12 protein-coding genes are annotated in these 13,034 nt (G+C 36.3%); 1 reads left to right on the top strand and 11 read right to left on the bottom strand.

Annotation, left to right across the window (positions count from 1 at the left end):
- Nucleotides 1–183: 183 nt before the first annotated feature.
- From LC095_RS03625 to LC095_RS03615, 3 genes are all read right to left on the bottom strand, one after another.
- Complete coding sequence (locus tag LC095_RS03625; RefSeq protein WP_226526862.1) at nucleotides 184–975, bottom strand: phytanoyl-CoA dioxygenase family protein; 792 nt, start codon at nucleotides 973–975, stop codon at nucleotides 184–186.
- 916 nt (nucleotides 976–1,891) lie between these two features.
- Nucleotides 1,892–3,091 carry a GTP-binding protein gene (locus tag LC095_RS03620; protein WP_226526861.1) on the bottom strand — a complete coding sequence of 400 codons (1,200 nt, stop codon included), beginning with the start codon at nucleotides 3,089–3,091 and terminating at the stop codon, nucleotides 1,892–1,894.
- 235 nt (nucleotides 3,092–3,326) lie between these two features.
- Nucleotides 3,327–4,028, bottom strand: a complete 702-nt coding sequence (locus LC095_RS03615; protein WP_226526860.1) for an MBL fold metallo-hydrolase — start codon at nucleotides 4,026–4,028, stop codon at nucleotides 3,327–3,329.
- A 264-nt stretch (nucleotides 4,029–4,292) separates the two neighbouring features.
- On the opposite strand from LC095_RS03615, the gene dcd reads away from it, so the two are divergent.
- The gene (gene dcd, locus LC095_RS03610) at nucleotides 4,293–4,865 is read left to right on the top strand and encodes a dCTP deaminase (RefSeq protein WP_226526859.1); all 573 of its coding nucleotides are present in this window, start codon (nucleotides 4,293–4,295) and stop codon (nucleotides 4,863–4,865) included.
- 136 nt (nucleotides 4,866–5,001) lie between these two features.
- Here dcd and cntE read toward each other — a convergent pair whose 3' ends face one another.
- The 8 genes from cntE to LC095_RS03570 all read right to left on the bottom strand — a co-directional run bounded on the left by cntE (nucleotide 5,002) and on the right by LC095_RS03570 (nucleotide 12,803).
- Nucleotides 5,002–6,180, bottom strand: coding sequence for a staphylopine family metallophore export MFS transporter CntE (gene cntE, locus LC095_RS03605; protein ID WP_226526858.1), 1,179 nt, complete (start codon nucleotides 6,178–6,180; stop codon nucleotides 5,002–5,004).
- A gap of 51 nt (nucleotides 6,181–6,231) precedes the next feature.
- Nucleotides 6,232–6,978 (bottom strand): ABC transporter ATP-binding protein, encoded by a 747-nt coding sequence (locus tag LC095_RS03600; protein ID WP_226526857.1) that lies wholly within the window; start codon nucleotides 6,976–6,978, stop codon nucleotides 6,232–6,234.
- On the bottom strand, nucleotides 6,965–7,789 hold the full coding sequence (gene cntD / locus LC095_RS03595; RefSeq protein ID WP_226526856.1) for a staphylopine uptake ABC transporter ATP-binding protein CntD: 825 nt from the start codon (nucleotides 7,787–7,789) through the stop codon (nucleotides 6,965–6,967). Before cntD ends, LC095_RS03600 begins: the two co-directional genes overlap by 14 nt.
- Before the next feature lie 3 nt (nucleotides 7,790–7,792).
- A complete protein-coding gene (gene cntC, locus LC095_RS03590) occupies nucleotides 7,793–8,689 on the bottom strand; it encodes a staphylopine uptake ABC transporter permease subunit CntC (protein WP_226526855.1) in 897 nt (298 codons plus the stop codon).
- Complete coding sequence (gene opp1B, locus LC095_RS03585) at nucleotides 8,690–9,625, bottom strand: nickel/cobalt ABC transporter permease (protein ID WP_226526854.1); 936 nt, start codon at nucleotides 9,623–9,625, stop codon at nucleotides 8,690–8,692. It lies immediately after the preceding gene.
- 381 nt (nucleotides 9,626–10,006) lie between these two features.
- Nucleotides 10,007–11,629 carry a staphylopine-dependent metal ABC transporter substrate-binding lipoprotein gene (gene cntA, locus LC095_RS03580; protein ID WP_226526853.1) on the bottom strand — a complete coding sequence of 541 codons (1,623 nt, stop codon included), beginning with the start codon at nucleotides 11,627–11,629 and terminating at the stop codon, nucleotides 10,007–10,009.
- 350 nt (nucleotides 11,630–11,979) lie between these two features.
- Complete coding sequence (locus LC095_RS03575; RefSeq protein WP_226526852.1) at nucleotides 11,980–12,216, bottom strand: hypothetical protein; 237 nt, start codon at nucleotides 12,214–12,216, stop codon at nucleotides 11,980–11,982.
- Nucleotides 12,171–12,803, bottom strand: a complete 633-nt coding sequence (locus LC095_RS03570) for an FAD/NAD(P)-binding protein (protein WP_226526851.1) — start codon at nucleotides 12,801–12,803, stop codon at nucleotides 12,171–12,173. Before LC095_RS03570 ends, LC095_RS03575 begins: the two co-directional genes overlap by 46 nt.
- Between the last annotated feature and the right edge of the window lie 231 nt (nucleotides 12,804–13,034).

Raw genomic sequence — 13,034 nt, 5'->3', positions numbered from 1 at the left:
TTAAACATCCTTTATAATCGAATGAGGAACATACAATTATTAAGAATACGAAAACAAAAACAATTAGAAAGCCTCTAAGTAAACTTAGAGACTTCTTACTAACCTTTTTTATTAATCTTTTAGCTTACATTAATTACTCTACCTACAAAAATTCTTCAATTATTAGCTAGGAATCTAATAGGATTATGATCCTATTTTTAACTTATCTACGATTTTTTTAGGATCATATTCTTGAAACGCAGGATTCTCTCCGCAAACCATTAAACCTTGACCCCAATCAACATGGACATTTTTCACAGGCAGATCTGATGGATCACGATATTGAAACAGAACATTTCTTCTAATCCGATTGCTTTTGTTAGATTGTGATCCGTGAACTGTTAAATAGTTAAAAAACAACACATCTCCAGCTTCCGCAGGACATGGTGTACCTAATTCAATCGGATATTCCTTATGATTTAAATAATGCTGTCCTCTATGTTCAAGAGGTCCACTTTGATGAGATTTAGGTATAACATGTAAACATCCATTTTCAATGTCAGCATTGTCTAAATGTACACTAGCAGCCAGCATAGAATGTTTCTCATGAGGAAAATATGGATAGTCTTGATGCATAGGAAAAGCTGCACCTTTTTCTGGCGGCTTCACTAACATTTTTGAGTGATGTAGTTGAACATTCGGACCGATTAGTTTTGATAAAATCTCAATCATGTTCTCATGTATAATTGCCTTAATAAAAGAAGAATCATGGTATTCAAGATTATGAAACCCCTTTAATACTAGCTTTTGAATTTCTCTTTCCGAGACAAAGTCCCCTTGCCATGCATGGTTACTATCAAGTTTTGCTTCTGCAGCTTTTTTAATAATATTGTCAACAGATCTGCGCATTTCTTCTACTTCGTGACTATTAAAAACTCCCTTAACAAGCAAATAACCATTTTCATGATAATATTCAACATCATTTCTTGTTATCATTTTCTCTCCCACTTCTATCAAATAAATTTGTAACAGCTAGTAGCAATGTCTGACATAAAATGCCTTCACATGGATGATTGAGAATAGTAATGTATAGTCCTGATAAGAGATCTATCCTTGTGCTTCTTCAAGTATCTTACATTCTAGTATTTTCTTTTTCTTCTTACTTAAGAACATTATTATGTTTTCTGATTTGCTCTTATGATAAGCCCTTGTTCTGTCACCAAAATTTGTATGTGTAGAAACACCTCCTCCATCCCTCCAGCCAACCTTTAAGAGAAGCTCACCAAACTATCTCTTCCTTTATATGAACCCACATTCTTTTGATGCTTATAGATGCAAATACACTTCTTAGTATAAAGATTAGCCAGTGTCCCACACCAAAATAAACCGCTTTCATTTAAAGGGTGCTGAACGGTTTAGTGATGTTATGTTGTTTATTATCTAATCGAACCTATTAAAAAGTCAATGAATTTCTGTCATTTTCACAAAAAACCACTAAAACACTCACAAAAACGTCACCAACCTTTAAAAACGGATATGCTTTTATCCCCACCTTTCCAGTTTAATTAAAAATCATTTACATGAAATACCTTTCTTTGTTCATCTGAATTTTTGTACTGAGTAATGTGTCCTCTAACCATTTCAAGGTTGAAACATTTTTCCACCTAGCATATATTCAATTAGGGTTTTTATAATGTTTTCTAAAGCCTTTGTTATATGTAACTTTTAATCCTTTCAACCTCATAAAGATTAGCAAACACTTATTAGCTAAACTATTTATATACAATAACTCTTATGATAAAAGAGAGACCAAACGATTATGGTCTCTCTCTTAAAATAAAATAGTAATTATATTCTAGAGAATGACGGATTAATACAGTTGACATTCACCTCTTCAAATACCAAATTAAATTTAAGCTCTTTCCGGAATATCCCATTGAAACGGATCCTTTAACAATGTCCAATCAGCATCAAATTCATCACTGGTTAATAGGCAAGCATCTAATTGTTTTGTTACCTCTTTTTCATTCATATCTGTTCCGATAAAAACCAATTGAGTCATGCGATCACCAAATTCCGGATCCCATTCTGCTTTAATATGAGGATTTTCATTTAGAATAAGCTCTTGCTCACCAACTGGCATAGCGGCTACCCAATAAGCCACAGGTTCTATTCCGATGGAAGGACCTGCTTGTGATACAGAAAGAGCGAGTTTATTTCTTGTTGCACACCAGGCAATTCCTTTAACCCTTACTATATGTTCAGAAAGGGAATGCATGAGCTGATAAAACCGTTCACTATGAAAGGGAAGTCTTCTTTTATAAACAAAGGATGTAATGCCATACTCTTCCGTTTCTGGCTGGTGTTCCTTATGTCCGATTGTCAGCTCTTTTATCCAACCTGCGGATTCACTTGCTTTTTCAAAATCAAATAGATTTGTATGAAGAATATCTGTTGGTTGGATTTTACCTTTGCTTGTTTTGATCATTCTTGCTTCCGGTTGAAGTTTGCGCAGGACCTTTTCTAAATGCGCTAATTCTTCTTCACTTACAAGATCACATTTGTTAATAATCAGAACATCACAAAATTCAATTTGATCCAGCAGTAAATCTGCAATATCACGATCATCTGCCTCGCTCAGTCCTTCCTTTCGATCAAGCAAGCTTTCTCCTGATCTAAAATCCTGCCAAAAGCGGTTCGCATCCACGACAGTTACCATCGTATCGAGCTTACAAAAACGAGTTAGATCAATACCCAGCTCCTCGTCTATGTATGAAAAGGTTTGAGCAACAGGAACAGGCTCACTTATTCCTGTAGACTCTATCACGATATAATCAATGTTCCCCTCTAACGCCAGTTTTTCAACCTCGACAAGCAAGTCTTCTCTGAGGGTACAGCAGATACAACCATTTGACATTTCAACTAATTTTTCTTCTGTTCTTTTTAATCCTCCGCCTTGTTTGATGGTTTCCGCATCAATATTGACCTCACTCATGTCATTTACGATGACAGCCACCTTCAAGCCTTCACGATTTTGGAGAATGTGATTTAGTATAGTTGTCTTTCCGGCTCCTAAATAACCACTTAAAACTGTTACAGGGATTTTTTTCATACATGTAACCTCCTATAGATTTTTATGGACAATTGTCCTGCAAGAAACCATTTCTTATTAGGTTGTTTCTCTCAAGCTTTGAATATAAAACAACCACTCTTCAAACCTATCTTGTTGCATCATGTAGATACCTTTCTTTCTCATTCTTTGCCGTAACCCAATGCCAGCCTGTATCTCTTTTTTTCACATAGCCTAAACCGGGAAATGGATAATGGCAGACAAATAGCAGGGCATTCTACCTGGATGTTTCTTCAAAAAAAAAAAAGGATCTTGGTTGCATCCCCATATCCGGATCAACCTCTGCTGCTATGTGAGAGGAAAGATGTTGAAGTGTACAGGGATCATTAAGGATGTCTGAAGCAACTACCAACCTTTTTCTTTCTGACTGGATTGAGACAGTCAAATGGCCATCTGTATGACCAGGCGCATGCTGAAGACAGATTCCGGGATGGAACTCGAAATCTGAAGAAACAAACACCAACTGGTCTTTAATGGACTTTAACTTCTGATATTCCATGGACTCCGATTTGTTCATCCAATATGCCCATTCTTCCTCTCTGATTACGTAATTAGCTTCTGAGAATACGGGAACACCTTGTTGTGACACCCCGCCAATATGATCCATGTGAGCATGAGTTATGATAACTGTATCAATATCCTCTGTAGATATTCCTTCATGTTGAAGGCATTGAAGTAATCTTCCTCTCGTTGGAAGATAATCTTCTCCGAATCCAGTGTCCACCAATACTTTCTTTTCGCCTGTATCTATTAGAAGAAAGTTGAGCGGTGCATCAAATTGATCCGGGAAATGGTCAATTAGTTCTATCGGTGTATCAGCAAAAAAGAACTCTTTCGACACCGGAAATGCTCCGTCCGATAGAACGACAAGCTTATAACTCCCAAATTGAAAACTCCAGTTTTTTACTTCCTTATTCATATTGCACCACCTATTGAGAAAATATTGTGATCATTCTGCTATATCTTCATGAATCGAAAAGTTCTCTATTGCAAATTAATAGTTAGCTCTTTGCATCACTTTCCTCCTTCCGGGAAAATTTGTGGTAGAACAAAATCTTCAGAAGATCTTGTTCAAATCTAAAATAAATGTTAGATTATATTTACTCATTATAAATCGTAATGATTACGTTTTTCAAGTAGTGAGTTTTTTCTTTTTCACATTAACCTTTGGAGGTACTTATAAATGATTCTTTCCAATCAATCTATTAAAAGAAAATTAGTAGATCAGGAGCTGAAAATTGCTCCAATTACTGAAACCCAATTCCAACCAGCTTCTGTAGACCTGCGTTTAGGTAACCACTTTTTAGCTATAAATGAAACTTCAGTTCCTTATCTTTCGTTAGAGAAATCTTTTGAGTATAAAGAGTTTTACGAAGATAAAATTCTTATTCCTCCCCATGGATTTATCCTAGGCACAACTCTTGAGTGGATTAAGCTCCCAAACAACGTAACAGCATTTGTAGAAGGAAGAAGTTCAATTGGAAGGCTCGGACTTTTCATTCAAAATGCAGGCTGGGTGGATCCCGGTTTTGAAGGGAATATCACTCTTGAATTGTACAATGCAAATCAGGTGCCAATTGAGTTAACTTCCGGCAGAAGGATCTGTCAACTCGTCTTTGCTGAACTTGATCAGGGGGGTCCTACTTATTCGGGCAAGTATATGGGTCAAGACAAGGCTGTTCAAAGTCGAATTTATTCGGATGAAGAATGCGTAAATCAGTACCTTCCAGGGAAGTTATTTAAGGAGTTTGATTAAATTACGAGTTCGATCGAACGGTTATCACAAGAAAAAGCATGCGAAGAAATTACTTATTCTCATGCTTTTTTTAGGTATATTCTATTCATTTTCCAGTCAGGTGATCAAAATACCTGACATTCTTACCTTCCATTCCTTAACCCACAAGTACTTTTCTGCGATCATACGCAAAAAAAATCATCATCACACCTAAGCCGGCACAAATCATGTACATAAATGAATACGAGTATATATCAACTATCGGCCCCATGATGACACTACCTAATGAAACACCTAGATCAGCCATCGCTATAAATAAACCCAATAATACATTTCGATTATCATGAGGTAATACAAAGCTTAGATACGTGGTTAACGTAGGATACAGCAAAGCCTGGGCTATCCCCATTAAACAGGCACCTATATAAAAGAGAATTGGTCCCCCATTTAAAGCAAAGCCCACACACAGTGCCGCTATTGCTAACAGAAGCATATTTCCCATCATAAACAATGAATGCCATTTCCCGTCAGAGGGAATTTTTTTTCTTAAAGTAAAACGGGAAATAACAACAGTTCCCGCCATAAGCATTAAAAAAATACCAGCGTTACTGCTTGGTAGTTGTGCAGCATATAAAGGTATAAAGGTAGTTATTGCTCCAAATACAATAGAACCTACTAACATCAGGATACTACATTTTAATAAATATGGATTTTTCACTAATTGACCAAATGAACTGAACGTTTTAACGCCATGATCAGGATTTTCTATTATCTTTTCTGTCTTTGCTTTATCTATTTTTGCGCTATAGCCCACAACACCAGTAAAGATGGCAATTGATATCATCATTATTGGAAAGTATTCCATTCCTCCCTGCCAAATACTCAATGCAAGTAGAGGGCCAATAATCCCAGGTATATAGGAAAATAAAGAATAAAGGGAAATTCCCTGAGAGCGATCTTCTTCCGGCAATGCATCAATAATTCCTACCTGTAATGCCATTGAAAAAAAAGCTGTCGAAACACCTTGTAACATACGCGCAACCAGGTAGCCTCCAAGTCCTGTAATCGTATATAAAAGCAACGCCAAACCATTGACAATCAAAATAATTCGCAGTACTTTTATCGGTTCATGTCTTTGGATAATATGACCTGCCCACGGTCTAAAAAACATGGTCGTAAACATATACGCCCCCATAATCAGCCCGATTGTTGTATTGGTAGCTCCTAATGATTCTCCTTTTAATGGAATAAGAACATTTAATAGAGAATTTGCACTAAAATAAAGAAGTACCAAAATATACAACCGTAAAAATGGCCAAGATAATGCTCCACTCACAATCGGTTCTCCTCCACTTCTAGACAATATTAGACTAGACAGTCGACATGATTAAATCGTTATAATCGAACGTACTAATCTTCTTGCATATGCTGACCTAACATCCTTTAAGTGTTCAATCTCAGTTATTTCTTCAATTTGGCCATCCTTAAAAATGATGACTCTATCACAAATATAGGCAGCAGCTTGTATATCATGCGTTATAAAAATGTAACTCATGTTATACATTCTTTTTAAATCCTTAAGTAAATCAAGAACTTGTGTTTGAACGGACACATCTAGAGAACTGATTGCCTCATCTAATAAAATGCAGGTTGGTTCTGTAGAAATCGCTCTTGCAATACATACTCTTTGAACCTCTCCTCCCGATAATTCATGTGGGTATTTGTTTCGATAAGAAGAAGGCAATCCAACTTGATTTAGTAGAATCAAGATCTTATCTTTCATCTCTTGTCTATTCTTGCTCTGAATTTTCATTGGCTCCATTATGGCTTCTTCAACGGTAAAGAATGGATTAATAGAAGATTTGTAGTCTTGAAAGACAGCACTTATATGACCTGATCTCACTCTTCTTTCTACTACATTTCTTTCATTTAACAAGACATGTCCACGATCAGGTTTTTCAATTCCTATGATCAAGCGCCCTAATGTTGATTTTCCGCTTCCACTTTCCCCGATAATACCAAGACATTCTCCACTCTCACACTCAAAGCTGACATTCTTTAAAACATTTTGCCTTTTAACAGAAAACAATCCACCTTTTTTATAGGATTTCTCAACAGAATCAACTCTGAGCAACGATAACGCCTCCCCCCATTATCTTCTTAAAGTGATTGCTTAAAGCCACTCTAGTAGAAATCAAATAGTTCGTATATTCATGTTCAGGTTGAACAAATATAGCTTCGGTTTTACCTCTTTCCACAATTTCTCCATTCCTCATGACTAATACGTCATCCGCAATTTTCCTTACAACACCTAAATCATGGGAAATAAATATCATTGAACAGCCCATTCTTTCGCGCAAATTCATCAACTGGTCAACTACTTCAAATTGTGAAATAGTATCAAGTGCTGTTGTCGGTTCATCTGCAATAATAATATCCGGTTCCAAACAAATTGCTAATGCAATCATGATTCGCTGCAGCATTCCACCGGATAATTGATGAGGATATTTGTTCATTATTTCTGTCGGATTTTTCAACATCACACTCTCCATAGCAGCTGTCATGTTTCCTTCTATTTCGTTTTTACTCCAACCAAAATGTTCTGTTAAGGTTTCCCTTAGATGAACACCCACCACACAGGAGGGATCAAATACACTCATTCCATTTTGTAAAATCATGCAGAGGTTTCTTCCCCTTTTCTTTCTCATCTCTTTTTCAGATAGCTGGTTGATGTTTTCGCCATTTAACAGGATGTCTCCTGAATGAAGAAGAGAGGGGCTATTTAATCTCATGATGGTTCGACAAGTAACAGACTTCCCGCTCCCACTTTCACCTACAATTGCCAGGCAGTTTCCACGCTTTAAGTGGAATGAGCTATCTTGGATAATCTTTTTACCAGAATGAGCATCCCATACTTTTAAGTTGTTTACCTCTAAAATATTCATGATCTAATTAGCCACCTTTTTTTCTTGAACATTCATCTTAGATAACCGCAATTTATATGTAGTAGTGTTTTTAGAGTTTACTAGTTTCGGATCAAAAGCAACTTGAAGGGAATCAGAAAAAAAATTAAACACAGATACGATAATTACAATAGCTAAACCCGGGGCTACCATTAATTCCGGTCTCGTAAACATTACCTCTCTGGTCTCATTTAACATCATTCCCCATTCAGCATGAGGGGCTTGAATACCTAATCCTAAGAATGAAAAGCCGGAAATTTGCAAAATCATTGATCCCATAGATCCGCTAGAAATTACCGCAATATCAGAAAACGTAACAGGTATAATGTGCCTGCAAATAATTTTGAACTCACTTAAGCCTGATGCTTTGGCAAATTTGATATAATTTAATTCTGAATATTGCAAAACAGAAGATCTAGTAATGCGAGCAAACCACGCCCATTTGATTAATGCAAATGCAATAAGGATGTTTTCAAGACCAACTCCTAAAATACCAATAACAGCAAGTGCCATAACATATCCTGGAAAAGAAAGCATGATGTCACATACTCTCATAATGACTGCATCAGTTTTCCCTCTAAAATAGCCAGCCACAAAACCTAAGATTGCACCGATCAATACGGATATAAAGAGAACAACCAAAACCCATAAGACACTTGGCCGAATACCATAGATCAATCTAGACAGGACACATCTGCCAAGGTGATCATTACCTAACAAATATCCCCATGAAGGAGATGCATAGCGCAGACTCATCTTCACTTCATTAGGATCATGTGGCGCAAACACCGGGGCAAAAATGCCAACAATTATCGTGATCATGATAACAACCAAGGATATGAAAGCTAATTTATCCTTACATAAGTTTTTCAATATTCTCATTTAAACATCATTCCTTAGCCTAGGATTCATTGCAACATTGATAATGTCAGAAATTGTATTAAACAAAACAAAAGAGGCTGCTAGTATAAGAACATATGCCTGAATAATAGGGAAGTCTCTGCTTAGAATGGCATTCACGCTTAACGTTCCTAATCCCGGCCAGGCAAAAACATTTTCTACCACAACCGTACTTCCCAATATGATAGGTATAGCCATACCAAATATTGAAATGGTTACTTGCAATGAATTCCTAAGGATATGAATCGTGATTTTCTTCTCTGATAACCCTGATGCCCTTCCATACAATACATAGTCCTCATTCAAATTGCTCAACATAGAGGTTCTCACATTTCTAAAATAAATACCGGCATAACTGATGGTGATGACAAGCACTGGTAAGATATAACTTTTATACGAATCATCCATCCCATTAGTTGGCAATAAATCTAATTTGACCGAAACATACCAAATCAAAATAGATGCTAACAAATACGAAGGCATGGCTGTTAAAAAAAATGAAAATCCTCTGATTGATTTATCAATCATTTTCCCTTCTTTCAATGCACATATCACACCTAGCAGAATAGACATGAGGATAATAAAAACAGATGATACGACTGTTAACTTTAACGTGTTTATAAATGCAGGACCTAGTAATGACCACACCGGTTCGCCATTAATATATGAATCTCCAAAATCTAACTGTAAGGACGCAAACAGCCAATCAACATATTGAAGAATAAATGGTCTATCCATCCCAAACTCTTCTCTCGTTTGTTCTAATAATTCATCTGTTATCTGTGGAACACCTTGAGCTTGTAATACAACTTCAGCAGGATCTAAAGGAGAAAGATTCATTAAGAAAAACGTCAAGAACGAAATGATAAAAAGTAAAGGTACAGATATGAGTATCCTCTTTATAATGTAACTTCCCATAGACAAACTCCTTTTTCATCAAATCTACTAAAATATATTCGTTTTCTAAAAATAAAAAAGGAGGAAATTCTCCTTTTAGAATGTAGACAAAGTAAAATTTCTAGTCCTTCAGACTGATTGCTAACGCTTGCGCCTCAAAGCACGAAGCCTTGTGGGGAACGGCGTTAGCGGGGTTGGTAATGAGCACCGCAGCAAGGTGAGTAACATCAAAAGCGGAAGCGCCTTGACCAGCCCCGACAAGCATAAGACGATTTAGAATAGAAGGCGCTCTTTACCTTCAATTCTAAATTGGCTTATGACCTCGAGGGGCTAGGCGCTGTAGCTGGACTCGAAGAAAGCGAGCGTTTGTCAACAGTCTGAAAAAGGGGAATATTCCCCTTTCTATTTAAACTCCATCAACTCAAACGGCAGTTCAAATTGTGTTTGTTTGAATGATAATCCAGTTAAGCTTTTTGGAGCCACAACCGTCACACTTCCATTTGAAATTGGTATAAATACAGCTTCTTCATGAACCATTGTCAAAATATCAGCATACAATGATTGTCTTGTTTCCTCATCCGTTGACACCATAACTTCGTCAATTTTCTTATACAGCTCGTCTGCATGTTCCATACCTTTCGTCGTATGTAAGTATGAAGCATCAGATGTAAATGCAGCGATTGTACTTTGCGGATCGTATGCTAGTCCCCAAGTTTGATTGAATAATAATTCATAGTCACCCGTTGCTCTTCTATTCGCAATCGAGGTTGACTCCTCACCTATGATCTCCAACTCAATACCGATTTCTTTTACTGAAGCTTGGATAAATTCAGCCTGAGTTTTCTGAGAAGAAGAATTGCTGTCATAATAAAGGTTCATCACTAACTTTTTATCAGCTTTCGTTCTAACGGCACCACCATTCTCTATTTCCCAACCTGCATCTTCGAGAATCTTTTTCGCTTTTTCTATATCGTAGTCACGTTTCTTTAAATCAACATCAGCATAATTGACGTTCTTAGAAAATAATGTATTGGCTACCGTTTCAGTACCACTCAATATATCCTTTGCAATGGTTTCTCTATCAATCGAATACCAAATCGCTTCACGAACAGCTTTTTCCGTAACAGGATGATCTGTTTTACTGCTATTGGCTACAATCATTTTCGTATTCATTGGTTCACTTCTAAAAAGTTGGTAATCACCTGAATCAACTAATTGATTCATAGCTTCAACATCAAGGCTATCTGCACCCCGATCATCCGTAAAGGCAAAGTTGACTTCTCCTTTTTTCATGGCTAAGAACGTCGTTTCCCCTGCCGGAAGAACTTTAGAGGTAATGGTCTTGATCTTAGGTGTGCCACCCCAGTAGTTTTCATTTGCTTTAAACGTTGCATACTGATCTGTTTTATGTTCAGCTAGAATGTATGGACCTGTACCGTTAAATCCACTTACCCCATCTTTTGTTCCATTATTAATGAAATCTTTAGGGGATATAAATACATACGGCCTGGTCATCGACAATTCAACCAAAGTAGGGTAATAAGATTCTGACAGAACGATTTCAACTGTATAATTATCTACCACATTCACACGTTCAATTTTTGTAGATAACTTAATCCAAGCATGTTTTTCTGCATTCCCCTGTACAGCATCGATATTTTTCTTTACTGCCTCTGCGTTAAACGGTTCGCCGTCATGGAACTTCACACCTTGCCTTAAATGGAACGTGTAAACTTTTCCATCCTCAGAAATCTCCCAAGATTCAGCAAGTAATGGTTTGATTCCTTCTTCCGTATTCTCAACTAATGATTCATAGACTTTCCCTTGAGCAGGCATTGAACCCGTATACAAATGTGGATTCATATCGTTAATATCTTTAGCAGTAGCATAGATTAAATCTGTTACACTATGATTTTTTTTAGTATCAGCATTTTCTTTAGTACTAGAATTTTCTGCAGAGCAGGCAACTAGAATAGAAAAAACCAATACGATTATGGATGCTAACTTACACTTTTTACCGATCAATGTACTTCTCTCCCTTGACGTTATATCCTAAAAAACTTTTAACTAGCAAAAAAAATTCACACGTATAGGAACCTTTCCTCCTTTATATTGTAATTTGAAACTTCTTTCTCATACCTTTTCATGAATCTAGCTCTACACTTTTCCTGCTTTTTACTTATTCCTCCGCAATAAAACGAAACAATTACGATTTATTAAATAAAAAAATAGCTGCTTTCACATTTAATTTACACCAAAACCGTAATGGTTACTATTTAGATAGTACTATGTAAATAAAATACTCGTCAACTACATTTTGGGGATTTTTACCGTTTTATAGAGCACCTGAGATTCATTCATAAACTCACGCATTTTTACACAATAAACTCATTTACAATTCGTTCTGCTGCTTTTCTTGCTCCTGAAATATTTCTAGAGACTGGACCAATTTCCAGTTCCGCTAATGGTCCTGAGACAAATAAATGTGGACACCATTCGAGTTTTTGATTAATAATTGGATATCCACAACTTGCACATCTCAAATTTTCGGTTTCAATTAATGCTTTTAACCATGATTCATCTGGAAGATTTGAGTTGAATCCTGTAGCCAACAATACAGTTTTAGTAGCGAGGCTATTACCACTTCCACGATAGAAGGTGTTAGTTCACTTAGTCTCAAAAGTTTTTCACTAAAAATATGTTTGACGTCATTCGAGGATTCCTTTGCCCACTCAGGAATATGTAGTTTTTCATTAACGCTCACACTAAGAACAAGATTTTTAGTGATAAATGACTGACCATCATCTGTCTGAACGATCCATTTATCTAAATCCCTGTATACACGAATCACTCTTCCTTGTTTCCAACATTTTTTTAACTGAGCTTGCTGAAGAACCTTTTCACAATGTTCATTAAATAATTGAAGAGAGGGGCGTTTATATTGACCATAAAAAGCCGTATAATCAGTTGGGTTTCTAAAATTTTGAAGGCTAAATACTGGTACATCAATATGATGAACAGACGGAGAACGAAGATACTCCATACCAATCTTGTCAGTATATGCTCTCCATTTTTCCATTGGTTCTTGATGAGGGTCAATGATTATAAGGTTTTGAATCGTTGTTTTTTCATACTTAATTAAGTAATTGCCAATAGTACAACCATGTATCCCTCCACCTATTATTATCCATTCGTACATAAAAGCTCTCCTCCGACACAAATCGTAATAGTTACGTTTTGTATTGTACTATACTCCCTTAGATAAGAGCAAATGTTAATCGATAATCTTCTTTCAGATAGCTATGAAAAAATCTTCAACTTCATGTAGAATCCATGTGATCCCTTCTAGAAAAAAAAAAGTCTATTTGCAATTCATTGAAAAAAAAGATAAAATGACTTTTAAATCGTAATGATTACGTTTTGTTGTAAT

The sequence above is a fragment of the Metabacillus niabensis genome (genome assembly GCF_020524345.1).
GTDB lineage: Bacteria > Bacillota > Bacilli > Bacillales > Bacillaceae > Metabacillus > Metabacillus niabensis_B.
The sequence above is the reverse complement of the archived record's forward strand: the minus strand, read 5'-3'. Positions and strand labels throughout refer to the sequence as shown.